The following is an 18507-nucleotide window of genomic DNA, read 5'->3' as shown; positions in this document are numbered from 1 at the left end:
TTGCTACCCTGCACGATAGGCGTTGAGTTTGCGTTCAATGGTGCGCGGGTTTTCACCATGCGCAATGGAAATCAGCCCTTCAATAATCATTTCATGATGCAAGGTATGCTGATGCACCAGATTCTTCAGCTTATTACCAACCGGGATAAAAATCAGGTTCGCAAAACCTACACCATAAATTGTAGCCACAAAGGCCGTCGCAATCCCAAGGCCAAGCATTTCAGGATCAGTAATATTCGCCATAGCCTGAATCAAGCCAAGCACTGCACCAACAATACCAATGGTTGGGCTGTAACCTCCCATGGCCTCAAAAATTTTGGCTCCCCGCAGGAGTCGCTCGCGTTCCAGTGTCAGTTCAGCGTCCAGCGTATCCTGCAAAACCTTTGGATCCACACCATCCACTAACAAATTTAAGCCTCGATGAACGAAGGGATCATCTTCTTCCAATGCTGTGTTTTCCAACGCCAGAAATCCACTGGCTCTGGCCGCATTGCTCCACTCAATCATTCGATCAACCATGCTGTTGGTCGGCAAGCTATGCCCCCGAACCACCCATGGCAGTATCTGCAAGCCCAGCTTGAACTGAGCGAAGGGAGTTTGCACCATAACAGCACCTAGCGTGCCACCAACCACAATAATAAAAGCTGGCAGATGCAATAAGGTTAAAATCGACCCCCCTTCCAGAGCAAAGCCACCTACTACACCGACGATGGCGACAAAAAAACCAATCAGCGCAAGTTTATCCATGCATCACTTCAGCTATAAGTTTGCTGGCTGTATCTGCCAAGCTGACTTCGACATCCATTAATCCGGCAGCCGCAACAGCCTGAGGCATACCATAGACGACACAGCTGGCCTCATCCTGAGCCCAAATACGAGAACCATATTGTTTTAATAAACGGGCGCCTTCACGTCCATCCGAGCCCATACCGGTTAAAATAACAGCTAACACCTGCTCTCTGTACACTCTGGCAGCGCTGCCGAAAGTTATGTCAACACTGGGTTTAAAGGTAATGCGTGGCGAATCATCCTCTTTAATTCGAAGCCTCGCCTGATCAGCCTTACCTTCTATCAGCATTTGTTTTCCGCCGGGTGCCAAATACGCCACACCAGGCTTGAGTACATCATTGTCTTCGGCTTCTTTGACAGAAATTTTAGCCAACCCATTCAAACGGGATGCAAAAGCACCGGTAAATGCAGCTGGCATATGCTGAATTAACACGATCGGAAGAGGGAAGTTAGCAGGTAATGCAGTAATAATTTTTTGCAAAGCAACCGGGCCACCGGTCGAAGTCCCTATCGCCAGTAATTTATAGTCCTTGCCACTGGCTTTGAAAGACGCTGAAGTTGCAGGCCGGCTTACCGGCGGAGTTTCTTTCAAGCGCTCTGCTAATTTAGGCCGTTCAAAGCCACTTCGAGTTAAAGCCGGACGTGAAGTCGCCACAGGACGACCCGGTAAACGGCGGGCAACGGCTTTTACCCGCTGACGAAGCAATGCAATCGCATCGTCTTTATCTCTGGCTATGTCTTCAAACTTTTTTGGTAAAAAGTCTACTGCACCAGCATCCAATGCATCCAATGTGGCTTTCGCACCTTCGTGAGTTAGCGAAGAAAACATCAGAATTGGGATCCGCTGTTGCTTCATAATTTCACGAACAGCGGTGATACCATCCATCACCGGCATTTCGATGTCCATGGTGATGACATCAGGCTTGAGCGCTATCGCCTTTTCAACTGCTTGCTGGCCATTATTTGCGGTATCAATAACGTCCAGCTCAGCATCGGCGTTTAGGATTTCGGTTAAGCGGCGACGAAAAAAGCTGGAATCATCTACCACCAGAACTTTTATGGCCATTGAATACTCGCTTTAGCTTGCAGTTTTAGCAAATCGCTCAAGTTTTATTTTCGACTTTCTGGCGTAATGTTTTAGTAAGCTTGGCACATCCAAAATAAGTGCAATGCCACCATCGGACGTAATCGTTGCACCAGCCATGCCAGGTGTACCTTGCAACAAGTTATCCAGCGGCTTAATCACAACTTCTTCCTGACCTATCAGAGAGTCGACTACAAAGCCTATTTTTTGCGTACCTAATTGCAAAATTACAACATGCCCTTGCTCACGCCGCACTGTTTTGCTGGAACCTTTCACCAGCCAATGTTCGAGATAAAACAATGGAATGGCTTTATCGCGTACAATGATTGTCAGCTGGCCATCGACATTATTGGTTTTTGCCAGGTCCAGCTGGACTATTTCATCAATGGTACCCAATGGTAAAGCAAAGGTTTGCTTACCAACGACCACCATCAGTGTTGGTAGGATCGCCAGCGTTAGCGGTACTTTAATTTCCAGTAAGGTGCCTTTACCGAGCTGGGAGTTGATATGGACACTGCCATTGAGCTGGGTGATTTTGGTTTTCACCACATCCATGCCTACACCGCGGCCAGAAATATCTGAGATTTGCTCTTTAGTCGAGAAGCCAGGTGCAAAGATAAGATTGAACGCCTCGGTATCGGACATGCGGGCAGCCGCATCAACATCCAGAATACCGCGCTTGATAGCAATGCCTTTTAATTTTTCTGGGTCCATCCCTGCGCCATCATCCTCGATGGTCAGCAAAATATGATCACCGGCTTGCTCCGCCGCCAGTTTGACTTTCCCTGTGCGATCTTTGCCTGCAGCCTGGCGCACATCAGGCATCTCAATGCCATGATCCACCGAATTACGCACCAAATGCACCAACGGATCCGCTAAGGCCTCTACCAGATTTTTATCCAGATCAGTCTCTTCGCCTTCAAGTTCCAACGTAATATCTTTCTTTAATGACCGAGCCAGATCGCGAACGACCCGTGGGAAGCGGCCAAACACCTTTTTGATGGGTTGCATCCGGGTTTTCATCACTGCACCCTGGATATCGGCCGTGACCACATCGAGGTTGGCGATGGCCTTACCCATCTCCTCATCTTTGGTGCTGGTCGCCAGGCTCACCAAGCGGTTGCGAACCAATACCAACTCGCCCACCATATTCATAATTTCATCAAGACGCTTGGTATCCACCCGCACCGTGGTTTCAGGCTGTGCTGCTGGAGGCGCTGCAGGAGCAGCAGCTGCAGCTGCAGGTTTCGTTGCAGCAGGAGCTACGGCGCTTGAGGCTGGAACCGTTGCAGCTTGTTCAGGTACCTTAGGAGCTGGCTTGCGTTCAACCGGTGCACTTGCTTGTGCTGCTGGCTGAGGCGATTTACCTTTGCCATGCAATTCATCCAACAAAGACTCAAATTCATCGTCGGTGATTTCATCGCCTTTTGACTGGGAAGCGGCAGCAGCAAGCTTAGTTGCCGCGGGCGCAGTGGCGGCAGGTTTGGAGGCAGCAGGTGTTTCTGCTTCCGCCTTGAAGCTGCCTTTGCCATGCAGTTGATCTAAAATAGCTTCGAACTCTTCATCGGTCATATCACCTTGCAAGTCCGGGTCAACCACAGGCTGGCTTGGTGCGCTGCTTTGGCCAGGCGCTTTACCGCCGTGCAGCTCATCGAGCAAGCGTTCGAATTCATCTTCATCAATTTCATCAATACTACCAGAAGCATCAGCCGCAGATGCAACTGGCTCTGGCTCTGAAGCAGGTGCGGGTGGAGTCGCAACAGGGGCAACCGCTGGCGCACTGCTGCCGTCATCCGGCTCACTAAGCCGATGCAAGGCATCAAGCAACGCAGGATCGGCCGGAGTCAAAGGTTGCCGGTTTTGCACCTCCACAAACATCGCATTCACAGTATCTAACGACTGCAGAATAACATCCATGAGTTCGGGTGTGACCTGACGCTTGCCAGTACGCAGAATGTCAAAGACGTTTTCTGCACCGTGGCAGGCATCCACTAACTCGGTCAGTGATAGGAAACCAGCACCACCTTTGACAGTATGAAAACCTCTGAAGATTGCATTAAGCAAATTAGAGTCTTCAGGGTTGTTTTCCAACTCAACCAGTTGCTCTTGCAACAGCTCCAGGATTTCCCCGGCTTCCACCAGAAAGTCCTGTAGAATGTCTTCATCCATATCAAAGCTCATGCTTGGCCACCTCTTAAAACCCTAAACTCGACAAAAGATCATCCACGTCATCCTGCCCGGTAACCACATCATCACGACCTTCGGCATCGATGATTGGGCCTTCGGCTTCTGCAGCCGCTTTCGGTTTCTTCACTTTTGGTGGTTTGGATGTGTCTGGCAGTAAATCCGGGTTGCTTTCTCCAAAGGCAGTCAGCAAGCCAATCAGACTATCTTCAACTTCACGGACCAACTCAATAACCCGCCGCAGAATTTGCCCGGTTAGATCCTGATAGTCCTGTGCCATCAGCACTTCAGTTAATAAGCTATTTAATGTGCCAGCATCAGCATTGGCCTGATCAAGAAAGCCATTCAGATTGTGACACAAAGATTTAAACTCACCGACTTTCAAATCACGAGTCATTAAACGCTGCCAGTCCGGTAAAATACTTTGCAGGTTTTGACCCAACTGGTCGGCTATGGGCAAACAGGACTCTACCGCATCCATGGTTTTATTGGCAGCCTGTTCGGTCATGTCAATCACGTGATTCAAACGCTTTTTAGCATCTGGAATATCTTCTTCCAGTAAGTTATTGAGCGATGGATCCAGTTGGAAGTTCTTCAGCGAATCATGCAGTTGACGAGTCAGCTTCCCGACTTCAGAAAAAAGCTCTGCGGAGCCTGGTACGGCAATCTGCTGTACCAGTTGATTAGCCGCTTCATTTTCACCCATCTCAAGTAACTGAACCAGCTCTTTGGCCTGCTCCAATGAAATGGATGGTGCTGTGAGTGCGGACATTGCATTACTCCCTTGTCTGCGTCAGATTATCCAATCCTTTCAAACACTTTGGATAATTTTTCCTGCAAGGTTGCTGCAGTAAATGGCTTGACAATATAGCCATTTACACCGGCCTGAGCCGCGGCAATGATTTGTTCTTTCTTGGCTTCTGCAGTTACCATCAGCACTGGAATGTGCTTTAACTTATCATCGGCACGTATTGCCCGAAGTAAGTCAATGCCCTGCATGCCAGGCATGTTCCAGTCGGTCACCACGAAGTCGAAATCACCGCTTTGCAGCATTGGTAATGCCGTGCTGCCGTCATCTGCTTCAGAAACATTGGTAAAACCAAGATCTCTAAGTAAGTTTTTAATAATTCGACGCATAGTGGAGAAATCATCTACCACCAGAATTTTCATGTTCTTATCCAAAATCCCCTCCGCTGAGAAAATCGTTATCGGACATGTTCAATAACTTTTGATTACAACCAATCCTGCATTCTGGACTTTAAACGAACCAGCGCCTGACTATGGATTTGACTGACCCGGGACTCACTGACATTCAGTACGGCTCCGATCTCTTTCAAGTTTAGCTCATCATTGTAATACAGTGATAGTACTAATGCTTCCCGCTCGGGCAAATTGCTGATGGTCTCCATCAGACTGCGTTGAAACGCTGCATTCGCCTGCGTTTCATACAGCTGATCGGTTTCCCGCTCATCGGCTGTTGCCAGTACATCGTCCGAAACGCCCAAATCCTCAATCCCCAGGATCCGGCCGCAACTAACATCACTCAGCATATGATGGTACTCATCTAAGGATATATCAAGTTTTTCAGCAACTTCTATATCTTTAACATCTCGGCCAAGCTCTGCTTCCAATTCCGCAATGGTCTCAGCGATTAAGCGCGCATTACGATGAACCGAGCGTGGTGTCCAGTCCCCGCGGCGCATTTCGTCCAACATAGCACCTCGAATACGGATACCTGCAAAGGTTTCAAAACTGGCCCCTTTGCTACCATCAAAATTTTTCGCAGCTTCCATCAAGCCAATCATGCCGGACTGGATCAAGTCATCGACTTGTACACTAGCCGGCAGCCGTGCAAGCAAGTGGTAAGCAATACGTTTCACCAGGGGGGCATGGCGCTCAATCAGTTGGTTTAATTGATCCGCCGCACCATAAGCAGACAATTTTGCATTCACGCTAAACCTCGCTGGGCTTTATCGGGTTGCTGTACCAATTGCTCGAGAAAAAACTCAAGATGACCAGAGGCACCCGCTGGGGCTGGCCATTTAACCACTTTCATGGCCAGAGACTTCACCGCCAGACTGGCTCCGGTTTTTGGGAAGGCTTCCACAAAAGCTCGCTGCTTTCGTGCGGCCTTACGGACATTTTCGTCATAAGGAATGGTAGCCACTAACTCCAGGTTGACATCCAAAAAGCGATCGGTAACCCGGGTAAGTTTGGCAAAGAGTTCCTGACCTTCGCGCAAACTACGTACCATATTGGCGATGATTTTAAAGCGTTGTACCTCGTGGTCGCGACTGAGTATTTTCATCAGGGCATAGGCATCGGTGATGGAGGAAGGTTCATCGCATACCACCACCAGCACATCCTGTGACGCCCTGGAGAAGCTCATCACCATATCAGATATACCCGCAGCCGTATCAATCAGCAGGATATCAACCCGGGTTTTCATTTCACTGAAGGCACGAATTAAGCCCGCATGCTCTGCCGGGCTTAATTCCGTCATATTCTGCGAGCCTGATGTAGCAGGAATGATTTTAATGCCAGCTGGACCTTCGATCAGAATATCATCCAGCTCTGCTTCACCGGAGAGCACATGCGACAAATTCTTGTGCACCCGAAGTCCCAGCATGACATCACAATTGGCTAAGCCTAAATCGGCATCCAACACCATAACGCGCTTGCCCAGCTGTGCCATGGCAATAGCAAGATTGAGTGAGACATTGGTCTTGCCAACGCCGCCTTTACCACCGGTAATTGCGATAACTTTGACCATGTTCGTTTTCATTGTCCTCAGACCTGCGGCCTGATCGTCGATGTGCTCATGACTATGCATAGGCCCCTTCCGCTCGGCTGCCAATGGAAGATTCCCATTGATAAGCCGTACTACTGTATGCGATGCGTAACTTTTCAGCTTGCGCTACGATGTCATCGGCCCGGGCAATGCGAATATCCTCAGGTACGCGTTGACCATTGGTCAAATAGCATACCGGCAAGGCATTTTGTAGCGCAGCATTAATGACTTCACCTAAGCTTAAGCATTCATCAAGTTTAGTAAAAATACAACCTGATAAAGGAATTCGTTTGAAGTGCTCAACGCTTTCTTGCATCACCCTAGCCTGTGCTGTAGCAGACAATACCAAATAGCTCTTTATTTTTACAAGAGAATCCTGCACCAGAGCAGCAAGTTTTTCAGCCAGACGCAGATCGCGCTGACTCATTCCAGCCGTATCAATCAATACCAGGCTCCGATTGGCGAATTGTTTCAGCAGTAAAGCCAACTCTTCACTGTCTTTGGCTTGACGCACCGGACAACCAATAATACGGCCAAATGTCGACAACTGATCCAGAGCGCCAATCCGAAAAGTATCGGTGGTAATTAAAGCTACCTGGTCCGGGCCGTGCTTACGAGCATACTGCGCGGCCAACTTAGCCACAGTGGTGGTTTTTCCAACCCCGGTCGGACCGACCAGAGCCACCACACCTCCTTGACGCATAATATCATTATTACCGGTATTAAGCTGGCCAGCTAGCAGTTCCAGGGCAGTTTCCCAGGCTTGGCTTTCGGAAATATCTTCTGGCATAAAACACGCCAGTTGATCGGCCATCGCCGACGATAACCCCATTTGTTTCATCTGCTCAATCACCAGAGCCCTCACCGGCTCAGTTCGGGCCAGCTCTTGCCACATCAAACCGGAAACCTGGTGCTGTAGCAACTGCCGCATCGACAACATCTCATTTCGCATGGCTGCAAACTCGGACTGCAATTGCTGCTGTTGCTTTTCCTGGAACTGACTGAGCTCCTGCATGCTGACAGAGTGCTGAGCGCCATTGTTTTGACGCTCAGTCCGGTTTTCCTGCCGCACTGTCTTGCCTGCAGGCGCAGCTTTCACCGAGTCTCCCTGACCACCCTGCTTGCTCATCTGCCGAGCCAACAGGGCCCTCAGTGAGTCAGCCTCATCATCTACCGGTGGTTCAGCGCGCATTTTTTGCTGCAGGGCACTTTGACGAGCCGCCAGCGCAGAGACAGTAGCACTGTTGGTATCCATTGCTTTTTTAGGCGCTGCAGGCGCGGCAACCGCTGCAGGCTGGGCATCCGGGTCGATAGCCGCGACAATTTCTACCCCACCAGCCACTTTTTTATTCGACATGATAATGGCGTCTGGACCCAGGAACTCTTTGACCTCATCCAGCGCAGCGCGCATATCTTTGGCAACAAAGCGTTTAATTTTCATCGGCTATCTCCTAATTGGCCTGGCCTACCACACTGACAATACGAATTTGCTTGTCATCTGGAATTTCCTGATAGGACAGAACTCGTAACCCTGGAATGGTGTATTTCACAAATCGTGCCATCACTGAGCGTAAAATACTTGACGTTAGTAAAATGGCGGACTCACCATTCAATTCCTGATTCTGACTGGCATCCTGCAAAGATTGCTGGATGCGCTCAGCCAGCCCCGGTTCAATGCCACCGCCGTCATTGCCAGCAGCCTGCATGGATTGATGCAGCATCTGCTCCAGCTCTGGCGCAAAGGTGATAACCGGCAGCTCTTGCTGGCTCCCCGCAATTTCCTGCACAATCAGCCGGCGCAGAGCAATGCGGCAAGCCGCCGTCAATACATCGACATCCTGACTTTTGGCTCCATACTCCACCAAGGTTTGTACCAGGGTTTTCATATCGCGAATTGGCACCCCTTCATTCAGCAGGTTTTGCAGTACTTTTACTACGGTCGTCAGAGGCAGGGTTTCTGGTACCAAGCCTTCAACCAGCTTAGGAGAGGTCCGGGCCAGCATATCCAGTAAGTTCTGCACTTCCTCGTGCCCCAGCAAGCTGGCTGCATTGTTGGTCAGAATTTGGCTAAGATGGGTGGCGACCACGGTGGCAGCATCCACCACGGTATAGCCCAGAGTTTGCGCATGTTCGCGCTGATCTTTGGCAATCCATACCGCCTCCAGGCCAAAGGCCGGATCCCGGGTAGCAATGCCTTTGACGGTGCCAAACACCTGGCCAGGATTGATGGCCAGTTCATGATCATGCCGCAGTTCGGATTCGCCAGTGGTGACCCCCATCAAAGACACCCGGTAACTGTTCGGCTCCAAGTCCAGGTTGTCGCGAATATGTACAGCGGGGATCAGAAAGCCCAGTTCTTGTGATAGCTTTTTCCGTACGCCTTTAATACGGGTCAGCAGCTCTCCACCCTGTGACTTATCGACTAAGGGGATCAAGCGGTAGCCCACTTCCAACCCAATAGTATCAACAGGTTGAACGTCATCCCAGCCAATTTCTTTAATGGTTTGCGTTTCCTGTCGGCTATCTGGCTCTGGTCCCCGGGTCACCAGCTCAGCTACTTTTTGCTGCTCTTTGCGCTGCATGAAATAGGCAATACCACCAATGATGAGTGCCAATGAAATAAATGAAAAGTGTGGCATACCTGGCACAATACCCATCAGTAACAGTACGCCAGCCGCTATAAAAAGTACCCGGATATTGGCCAGCTGGCCGGTAAACTGTTTGCCCATATCTTCGGAGCGATTTTGACGGGTAATGATGATGGCAGTACCAATGGATAACAGCAGTGCCGGGATTTGCGCGACCAGGCCATCACCAATGGTGAGTAAGGTGTAAACCTCTACTGCTTGGCCAAAACTCAGGCCATGCTGAATCATACCGATAAAAAGACCACCGACCAGGTTAATGACCAGGATCACAATGCCAGCAATGGCATCGCCTTTTACAAACTTACTGGCACCATCCATCGAACCATAGAAATCAGCTTCCTGAGTCACTTCATCTCGCCGAGCGCTGGCTTCTTCCTGCGTCAGTAGACCTGCATTCAAATCGGCATCTATCGCCATTTGTTTACCGGGCATCGCGTCCAGGGTAAAGCGGGCGGTTACTTCAGCGATACGGCCGGCACCTTTGGTGATTACCACAAAGTTGATGATAATCAGGATCAAAAACACCACTAAACCAACGGCGTAGTTGCCACCAATGACCACTGAGCCAAAAGCCTCAATCACTTTACCGGCCGCATCGCCCCCCTCGTGACCATCCAACAATACCACCCGGGTACTTGCCACGTTCAGGGCCAGCCGCATGATAGTGGCCACCAGCAATACGGTTGGGAAAATGCCAAAATCCAGTGGTCTCAAGGTGTAAATGGTCACCAATAATACGACCAGAGCGAGCGCAATATTGAATGAAAACAACACATCCAGCAAAAAAGGCGGTAAAGGCAGCACCACCATCGACAGAGCAGCCATAATCAAAAATGGCGTGCCCAAACCTTTGAGGTGGGTCAGCTTGGTGCGATCGAATCGATTGAAATAACTGGCTAACTGCATGCTTGTTCCAACAAAATTTTGGCGCTAGCAGGACAAAAGCAAAAATTGCTCCAACTTGTCGGGAAGTGATGAATCCTATGGGTAATTGCCTTGAAAACAGTTAATCGTAATAGTAATCGCTGGGGATCGGCAGCTCTTTGTTTAATTTTTGTGGCCGTTTGCCACGTCCCTTCACAAATAGGTTCAACTGATAGACATAGGCCAACACTTGAGCTACGGCGGAAAAAAGGGCATCTGGGATCGGCCGATCCAACTCAGTGGTGTAATAGATAGCACGAGCCAGAGCTGGTGATTCCACCAAAGGCACTTTGTGTTCTTTGGCAATTTTACGAATTTGCATGGCAATCATATCGATGCCTTTGGCGACCACCACAGGGGCCCGATCCCGACCTTGCTTGTAACGCAGTGCTACCGAGTAGTGGGTTGGGTTGGTTACAATCACATCGGCTTTAGGCACCTCCTGCATCATCCGCTTCATCGACATCTGCATCTGGGTGCGACGAATACGCGCTTTGACTTTCGGGTCCCCTTCCATGTTTTTGTGTTCGTCTTTTACCTCCTGCAGTGTCATCATCAGCTCTTTGTTGTGCTTCCAGGCTTGATAGGGCGCATCAACTAAGGCAATAATAATCACACTGCAGCACAAACCAAAAAACATCCAACCTAGGATCCAAAGTGCATCCTCGATGTTGTTTGGCGCACTCATCACAGACAACATCATAATGTCACGGAAAAACAGACGAAGCAGGCCAATTGCCATGCCCATTACCACCAACACTTTCAACACACTTTTACCCAGCTCCACCAGCGCCTGCAGGCCAAACATGCGTTGAAACCCTTTAATTGGGCTCATTTTGCTGGCCTTAGGGCCTGCCGCTTCCCAGCTAAAATTAAAGCCTCCCAGCATGCAGTTGCCGATAAAAGCGGCTACCAGCACAAAAGCAAAAATAATGACCATGGGTGGCAGCAGTAGCAGCATAATCTCCCCCCAGGCGGAAAACATCGACTGGGTATCAAACACATCTTTTGGTTGCAAGCTGAACATACGCTTGCCAATCGTCAGTATCCGCCCCGCAAGCATGGGTCCAAATAACAACAAAGCAGTAGCACTGCTGATCAACACAAAAGCAGTGCCTAAATCTTTGGAGCGGGCGATTTGACCTTTCTTGCGCGCGTCTTGAATCTTTTTGGGGGTGGGCTGTTCGGTCTTTTCACCGCCACTGGAACTTTCAGCCATAGTTGCTCCTTAACAGCCGATGACGCGGCAGGTGTAATCCAGTGTCATCTGCCACTGAATGCCGTAATGAATCAGGAAGGTATCCAGCGTTAACCAAAGGATCAGTAAACCGGATAACATAGTAATGGGAAAGCCGATGGCAAAGATATTCAGCTGAGGCGCCGCCCGGGTCATGATGCCAAATGACAGGTTCACCACCAACATGGCAATGATCGGTGCCAATGTGATCGATAAAGCCGTGGCAAACATCCAGCCTGAAAACTCAATAATCGCCCATATTTGCAGCACCGACCACCAGGCATCGACAATCGGCAGCGTATCGAAACTCATTACCAGCATCTGAATGGTGATCAGGTGGCCATCAAAAATAAAGAACAGCAGGGTCGCGAGGATCAGATAAAACTGACCTATCGCCGGCACGCTGATGCCACTGGCTGGGTCCACCATCGACGCAAAAGCCAGGCCACTTTGGGTCGCCAGCACCTGGCCGGCAACGATGAAAGTATTAATAAAAATCAGCGTCATAAAGCCAATAGCAAAGCCTATCGTGACCTGCTGCATCACTTGCAGCACCATGCGAAACGACATCAACTCCGGGTTTGGTACCGGCGGGATCACTGGCATAATCATGAACGTTAACGAGACAATCAGCAGTACACGAATGCGCATCGGTACGTTACGGGTACCTAAACCAGCCATAATCATAAACACACCGCTCACCCTGGCCATGGGCAGCAAAAAATCTGCCAGAGTTTGCATGATAAGGTTCAGGTGAAATTCCATAACCGCCCTCGCTCAACCAACCACGGATGGAATACTAAGGATTAAGCCTTCGGTAAAGTCCATGATCACTCGGGTGAGCCAGTGGCCACCAAAAATCAATGCCAGTATGGTGACAATCAAACGCGGTAAAAAGCTCAAGGTTTGTTCGTTGATCGAGGTGGCTGCCTGAAAAACCGCCACAATCAAACCAACAAACAAGGACGGCAAAATAATGGCACTGACCAGTAAAATCACAATGTAAAGTGCATCACGCAGCACATCAACGAAGACTTCTGGGCTCATGCTAAGTCCCCAATCCAAAGCTGGTGGCCATGGTTCCCATCACCAGGATCCAACCATCGACCAGCACAAACATCATCAATTTAAAAGGCAACGAAATGATCATCGGCGACAACATCATCATACCCATGGCCATCAAAACACTGGCCACCACCAAGTCGATGATTAAAAATGGAATAAACAACATAAAACCAATTTGAAAGGCCGTTTTCAGTTCACTGGTAATAAAAGCCGGAATGATCACCGTGATCGGCAAGTCCATCAGATTATCCACCTCCTCGACACCAGCGATGCTGGCAAAAGTATCCAAATCGCGCAGCCTGGTCTGATGCAGCATGAACTCTTTGATAGGTACGATAGCCAACTCTACGGCTTCTAATGAGGTTTTTTCTTCAGCAAGGTAAGGCTGTAAGGCTTGCTGGTTAATTTCATTAAAGACAGGCGCCATAATGAAAAAAGTGAGGAACAAAGCAATGCCAATCAGTACTTGGTTGGAGGGCGACTGCTGCAGACCGATGGCCTGCCTTAGTATGGCCAGCACCACAATGATGCGGGTAAAGCTGGTCATCATGATCACCATAGCTGGAATAAAGCTCAGGGCAGTCATGATGGCCAGAACTTGCAGCGTTACACTGTATTCTTGAGAGCCGTCTGGGTTGGTGGTGACGCTGATGGCTTGCAAGGTGCCAACCTCAGCGAAAACTGCAGGGCTAAGACCACATGCCAGTAGCACCAGAATAAGTCGCAACATAGTTCATTTTTACTTTTTCAACCACGATTGCAACTGACTATGAAATTCTGATGCCAACTTTTCTTCCGGCAAGGGTTCGTCGAGCTCAAACAGGAAATTTATCTGCTGGGAGGTCACCCCAAGAACTCGCTGTTTCCCTTGTATTTCAATCACTAGCAGCCTTTCTTTAGGCCCAAGGGGAATGGTGCTAATAACCTTCATATGTTGACTGCCGGGGATCCGCAGTGTCAATTTTTTGAAAGCCCACCCAAGCATTAACACCATAAGGATGACGAATGCCAGAGAAATGACGATTTTGCCAAGCGATAATCCTGAGCTAGAACCAGCTCGGCTCAACGTCTGATCACCACCGGCTCTGTCCTGACCAAAGCGGTACGGCGAACTGGTCGCTTCTGTCGCTGATACTGGCTTAATGTCTTCAAGCACAAGCTCCTGCTGAGGCTGTTCAGCAGTGACAGCCTCAAGCTGCGCAGCGACTACCTCAACCTCAGTGTCAGATGTCGGCTCCGGTTCAACCGCCAACAGTACACCACTGAGCAGCAGGCAAAACCAAAGTGTATGGACAAAAATGAACCGCATTAACGCAACTTCTTGATACGTTCAATCTGGCTGATCACATCGGTCAACCGAATACCAAACTTGTCGTTGACTACCACCACCTCACCATGCGCAATTAAGGTGCCGTTGACCAAAACATCCAACGGCTCGCCAGCTACCCGCTCCAACTCGACCACAGAGCCCTGATTTAATTGCAGCAGATTACGAATGCTGATTTTGGAACGTCCCACTTCCATCGAGATGGTGACAGGAATATCCAAAATAGTATCGAGTTTTAGCTTATCCTCGCCGGCTGGCGGTGCATCTTCTTTTAACTCATCCAGCTCCACTGCAGTAGCGCCATCAGTTCCTTCGGCCTCTGCCATGGCAGCAGCCCAATCATCCATGGTTTCTTTATCATCAGCCATTTGTTTAATCCTCTTTGCGCGCCGCCAAATTCAGATCGGCTTCCAGTTCGGAAATATCGGCGTCACTATCCAGCCTGCGGCCGCCTTTGGTAAAGACATGCAATTCAGACTTGACCGACTCCGGTCGTTTAATTTTCTCGATAATTTTCAGCGCTACATTGTCACGGGAGCGACCCAACTTCGCACGATACGTCGGCAGATCTTCGATCAGCACGGTAATATGATCCGGTAACTCAACCGGAATAATATCACCCGCTTTGAGCTCCATCACTTCTTTTAGTGTGAGATCCACATCCAGCATCTTGGTAGTCAGATCCACTTCAACATCCATGATCTCATCGCGCATGGCCTTACTCCAGCGCAGATCCGTATCTTCCTTATCACTTTGTACACCCGCGTCCAGTAATTCCCGGATAGGCTCCAGCATCGAATAAGGCAGGGCAACATGGAAATCACCACCGCCTCCATCCAACTCGATATGAAAAGAGCTGATCACCACCACTTCAGTCGGGCTGACAATGTTGGCCATGGCCGGGTTGACTTCCGAGTCCAGGTACTCAAAGGACACATCCATCACCGGCGCCCAGGCTTCTTTGTAATCCTCAAAAATCAACTTAAGCAGCATCTGAATAATACGACGCTCGGTCGGCGTAAATTCCCGGCCTTCAATTTTTGCATGATAGCGGCCATCGCCACCAAAGAAATTATCCACCAGAATAAAAACCAGCCGGGCCTCCATGGTAATCAGACCAGTACCTTTGAGTGGACGGAAACGCACCATATTCAAGCTGGTTGGCACAAAGAGGGTATGGACGTACTCACCAAACTTAATCATCTGCACGCCATTGATCGACACCTCTGCCGAACGACGCATCATATTGAACAAGCTAATACGCATATGACGGGCAAAGCGTTCGTTCACCAACTCCAGGGTTGGCATGCGACCACGTACGATCCTGTCCTGAGAGGAGAAGTCGTATTCGGTTGCAGACCGACCGGGGCCATCACCACCGTCGTCGATTTCTTCTTCTTCAATGTCATCAACGCCGTGTAATAAGGCATCAATTTCATCTTGTGACAATAAGTCCGTCACGGCGCTACCCTTTTATTGCATCACAAAACCGGTGAAAAGGACTTCTTCCACCACCACTGTCCCGGTGACTTTCAACAGCTCTTGCTGTAAATCGCTCAAAGCTTTATTGCGTAAACTCTCTTTACCGGCCGCTGTTACTAAATCATCGGCATTGGCACTGCTAAACGTTTGCAGCAAAGTGCCTTCAATCAGCGGAATGTGTCGCTTAGCCAACGTATCGTTGTTGCTGCCGCGCACCAACAGTTGCACCCTAATTTGTACCAAACGATCCCGGGTACTGCCCGGTACATTAAAAATAAAGGGCCTGGGCAAAGGCACGTAATAGGCTGTCCCCGTTGGTGCTGCAGGTGTCCCATCCGCACTGGTGACTGCCCCGGGGCCGCCTGCTGATGGCATACTATCGTCCGATGAAAAAAAGAACAGCACAGCAACCACAGCGATAAGCAAAATAGCAACCGATGCTCCTATCATGATTAGCAGCTTCTTTTTGCCACTCCCTTCCGCTATTTTCAGTTCATTATCATCCGCCATGCCAGACCTCATTCTTGCTCAGTTGTTTGCTATTGTGAACGCTGGTTGGCTGGATCGCAATTAGCGGCCATGCAAAAACCTGGCTAGGCATAATAATCCACCAAGCGATTAGAGGGCTTAGCGACCGGGAGACGTTGTTCTTGCATCAGATCCTCTTCATCATCCATCTTGCCATTGCCATTGCCACCTGCATTCTGCTGCTGACCGGATTGTTGTTGCGACACTTGCCCATCCGTCAACTCAATACCCTGCTCACCCAGCATATCGCGCAGCTTTGGTAATTGTTCTTCCAAAATTTCTTTGGCATGGGCTTGTTGCACTAAAAACTGCACGCTGGCCTGATCCTGCTGCATACTGACTCGGATGTGCATGCTACCGAGTTCCGCTGGGTCCAGCTTGATCTCAGCGCTATGTACCGAGTTACGCACCATCATCACTAGGCGCTCTCGCAGCTGACCTGTCGCATCCGCTGTCAGAAGGTTCAAAGGCTGTTTCAATAACTCACTGACACTAGACGTTGCGCTGGTAGTCTGGACCGAGGCACTGCCCTGGCTTTGTACCATTTGCGCTGTGCTGGCAGCTGTTGCCTGCGATGAGGTGTTTTGCCCGGTTTGCCCCTGGCTGTTAGCAAACTGACTGCTATTTTGAGCACGCTGCTGGCTATGCTCAATAGCCGCATGCTCTTGTGTCATGGTCGCATCGAACCGACCACCACCTGCCTGCTCATTCTCCGCCTGAGCTTGCTGCATAGCACTGAAAGCAGTACTAGCAGTACTTTGCTCTTTTTGCTCGCCTGACTTTTGCTGCCCTGATTGAGTATCAGGCTGCACTGCACTGCCCCTGGCTTCAGCCCGGGCTTGCACTGCCCCTGCCAGCGTCTGTTGCTGATTGCCTGCATCGGCGAGTGGTACCTTGGTCAGCACAGGCGAAGCAGCCAATTCTATCGAGTCTTGCAACAACTGTTGTTGGTTGGCATCCGTCTCATCTTCGACAGGATCGGGCATGCTCACTGGACCGCCATCGACTCTGAATTCTTTAGGTTTTGCTAATTGCAAAGCTGCCTCACCCGCCCATTGTTTTGTTATATCAGCTGACAGCACTTTCTCAGACGGCTCAACCTCAGTATCCAGCACATCGTCTGTCGCGACATCTTGGCTGGCTGTTTTACGCACTTGCGCTTCAGTGCTCTGCCCAACGGCCTGAACCAGTGAAGCCTTTGGAGCATCTGCTTTGTTGTCATTGCCAACGGCTGCTTTGTCTGTCGCCAATTCACGAGCTTGAACAGCCACAAGCTGCTTATCCGTTACCGTTTTGCTGTTAGCTTTCGTGGCAGAATCAGTCACCTCCTGTGAGCTCTCATCTTCAGCCGCTGTCTCGCTTTTGTTCGACGCTTTGCTGACGTCTTCTTTGACATTCAGGCGAAAACTCGCTTTATCCAGGTCTGACTCGCTTGCCATCGTTGCTTTCGCGGATGCAGTAAGCAGCGCTGAAGACCCATACTGGTTTGTGCGCTCTTCCTTATCCTCCGAATCCTCCGAGGCTTCGACCAAAAGCGCTCGCCCTTGCTTGGCCGATGCGGCTGTCACTGTAATACTGGCGCTTTCTTGCTGGCCGGCCCGAATGATGGCAAGCCAGGCTCTGGCAGCATCTTTATCATCGGCAGAACTTTGCTCATCCGTGATGATAGCCTGCAATGATTCAGGGTTTACCGGCTCTGGCAACATGCTTTCCTGCACCGAGGAAGCGGCAGCTTTTTGCCGTTCCGTCATAACAACTGGCTGCTCGCCAGCCTCAGCCAATTGGGCTGCAAAAGGCAGGGTTTCAGAGTTCAACGGTGCTTCTGCATCATCGGTCTTAGCCGCAGTGCCGGCACCAAGCTGCAAGGGGCTGCCCGTCATTAAGAACATCTGTAATGCATCCGCCATGCGTCTTCTCCTCACAGCTCAGATTGATTGGGATCGTTCAAGTCTGATTAGGTTATTCAAAATCCAGGCCAGAATGTTCAGGAAAAGATGATTTAATGGGGTTGCTGCCGACGGACAAACTGCTGCATAGCCACCTCATCCTGCAACAATTGCTCCGTACGGGCTGCTTTTTTCATGGCTTGCTGCTTTTGTTGCTCTAGCAAGTACTCCAGTGCCTTGCGTTTTTTTTGCATCGCCAACCATTGCTGACGACGCTGTTCCATTACGGCCTGCGCTTGTTGAATTTGCTGGGCTTGTTGCTGCAAAGCTAAATCCAGCTTAGCGATAAAGCTGACAAATTGATTGTACTGTCGGCTTTGCAAGCCGAGGCTGCCTTGTTGTTGGCTTTGTTGGATGTAATCCGTTCGATAATCGGCCAAGCCCTGATATTTTTGCTCTGCTTGGCGGGTAAATTGCAGCGCCTGCACAAAGTTGGCTTGCAGCTTCTCTTCTCGCTCAAGCTGTACTTTTACTAGTAACTCCAACTGCTTATTTGCCATAA

At 49.8% G+C, this 18507-nt stretch carries 19 protein-coding genes; all 19 read right to left on the bottom strand.

Going from position 1 to position 18507, the window contains the following annotated elements; translation table 11 throughout:
* Positions 1-3: 3 nt before the first annotated feature.
* The 19 genes from JJU14_RS04910 to fliJ all read right to left on the bottom strand — a co-directional run bounded on the left by JJU14_RS04910 (position 4) and on the right by fliJ (position 18505).
* Entirely contained in the window at positions 4-747 is a 744-nt protein-coding gene (locus JJU14_RS04910; protein WP_228611476.1) for a flagellar motor protein, read from the bottom strand.
* Positions 740-1855, bottom strand: coding sequence for a chemotaxis response regulator protein-glutamate methylesterase (locus JJU14_RS04905; RefSeq protein WP_228611475.1), 1116 nt, complete (start codon positions 1853-1855; stop codon positions 740-742). Before JJU14_RS04905 ends, JJU14_RS04910 begins: the two co-directional genes overlap by 8 nt.
* A 12-nt stretch (positions 1856-1867) precedes the next feature.
* Complete coding sequence (locus JJU14_RS04900; protein ID WP_228611474.1) at positions 1868-4054, bottom strand: chemotaxis protein CheA; 2187 nt, start codon at positions 4052-4054, stop codon at positions 1868-1870.
* Between the two features lie 13 nt (positions 4055-4067).
* On the bottom strand, positions 4068-4829 hold the full coding sequence (locus tag JJU14_RS04895; RefSeq protein ID WP_091341810.1) for a protein phosphatase CheZ: 762 nt from the start codon (positions 4827-4829) through the stop codon (positions 4068-4070).
* A 26-nt stretch (positions 4830-4855) separates the two neighbouring features.
* The gene (gene cheY / locus JJU14_RS04890) at positions 4856-5239 is read right to left on the bottom strand and encodes a chemotaxis response regulator CheY (RefSeq protein WP_091341812.1); all 384 of its coding nucleotides are present in this window, start codon (positions 5237-5239) and stop codon (positions 4856-4858) included.
* Between the two features lie 50 nt (positions 5240-5289).
* Positions 5290-6009 (bottom strand): RNA polymerase sigma factor FliA, encoded by a 720-nt coding sequence (locus JJU14_RS04885; protein ID WP_228611473.1) that lies wholly within the window; start codon positions 6007-6009, stop codon positions 5290-5292.
* Complete coding sequence (locus JJU14_RS04880) at positions 6006-6890, bottom strand: MinD/ParA family protein (RefSeq protein WP_300976162.1); 885 nt, start codon at positions 6888-6890, stop codon at positions 6006-6008. The genes JJU14_RS04885 and JJU14_RS04880 overlap by 4 nt, the downstream gene beginning before the upstream one ends.
* Positions 6883-8289 (bottom strand): flagellar biosynthesis protein FlhF, encoded by a 1407-nt coding sequence (gene flhF, locus JJU14_RS04875; protein WP_228611471.1) that lies wholly within the window; start codon positions 8287-8289, stop codon positions 6883-6885. Before flhF ends, JJU14_RS04880 begins: the two co-directional genes overlap by 8 nt.
* A gap of 10 nt (positions 8290-8299) precedes the next feature.
* On the bottom strand, positions 8300-10402 hold the full coding sequence (gene flhA, locus JJU14_RS04870) for a flagellar biosynthesis protein FlhA (protein WP_228611470.1): 2103 nt from the start codon (positions 10400-10402) through the stop codon (positions 8300-8302).
* Positions 10403-10502: 100 nt separating this feature from the next.
* Positions 10503-11639, bottom strand: coding sequence for a flagellar biosynthesis protein FlhB (gene flhB, locus JJU14_RS04865; protein WP_228611469.1), 1137 nt, complete (start codon positions 11637-11639; stop codon positions 10503-10505).
* Between the two features lie 9 nt (positions 11640-11648).
* Positions 11649-12422 carry a flagellar biosynthetic protein FliR gene (gene fliR, locus JJU14_RS04860; RefSeq protein ID WP_228611468.1) on the bottom strand — a complete coding sequence of 258 codons (774 nt, stop codon included), beginning with the start codon at positions 12420-12422 and terminating at the stop codon, positions 11649-11651.
* 12 nt (positions 12423-12434) lie between these two features.
* On the bottom strand, positions 12435-12704 hold the full coding sequence (fliQ, locus tag JJU14_RS04855) for a flagellar biosynthesis protein FliQ (protein ID WP_091341823.1): 270 nt from the start codon (positions 12702-12704) through the stop codon (positions 12435-12437).
* A 1-nt stretch (position 12705) separates the two neighbouring features.
* A complete protein-coding gene (fliP, locus tag JJU14_RS04850; protein WP_228611467.1) occupies positions 12706-13452 on the bottom strand; it encodes a flagellar type III secretion system pore protein FliP in 747 nt (248 codons plus the stop codon).
* A gap of 9 nt (positions 13453-13461) precedes the next feature.
* Complete coding sequence (gene fliO / locus JJU14_RS04845) at positions 13462-14031, bottom strand: flagellar biosynthetic protein FliO (protein WP_228611466.1); 570 nt, start codon at positions 14029-14031, stop codon at positions 13462-13464.
* The gene (gene fliN, locus JJU14_RS04840; protein WP_228611465.1) at positions 14031-14417 is read right to left on the bottom strand and encodes a flagellar motor switch protein FliN; all 387 of its coding nucleotides are present in this window, start codon (positions 14415-14417) and stop codon (positions 14031-14033) included. The genes fliO and fliN overlap by 1 nt, the downstream gene beginning before the upstream one ends.
* Positions 14418-14421: 4 nt before the next feature.
* Complete coding sequence (fliM, locus tag JJU14_RS04835) at positions 14422-15510, bottom strand: flagellar motor switch protein FliM (protein ID WP_091341830.1); 1089 nt, start codon at positions 15508-15510, stop codon at positions 14422-14424.
* 12 nt (positions 15511-15522) lie between these two features.
* Positions 15523-16041 (bottom strand): flagellar basal body-associated protein FliL, encoded by a 519-nt coding sequence (gene fliL, locus JJU14_RS04830; RefSeq protein ID WP_228611464.1) that lies wholly within the window; start codon positions 16039-16041, stop codon positions 15523-15525.
* A gap of 83 nt (positions 16042-16124) precedes the next feature.
* Positions 16125-17966, bottom strand: a complete 1842-nt coding sequence (locus JJU14_RS04825; protein WP_228611463.1) for a flagellar hook-length control protein FliK — start codon at positions 17964-17966, stop codon at positions 16125-16127.
* A 92-nt stretch (positions 17967-18058) separates the two neighbouring features.
* Positions 18059-18505 carry a flagellar export protein FliJ gene (gene fliJ, locus JJU14_RS04820; RefSeq protein ID WP_228611462.1) on the bottom strand — a complete coding sequence of 149 codons (447 nt, stop codon included), beginning with the start codon at positions 18503-18505 and terminating at the stop codon, positions 18059-18061.
* Positions 18506-18507 lie beyond the last annotated feature (2 nt).

It is taken from the genome of Alkalimonas sp. (assembly GCF_020831925.1).
Lineage (GTDB): Bacteria > Pseudomonadota > Gammaproteobacteria > Enterobacterales > Alteromonadaceae > Alkalimonas.
The sequence above is the reverse complement of the archived record's forward strand: the minus strand, read 5'-3'. Positions and strand labels throughout refer to the sequence as shown.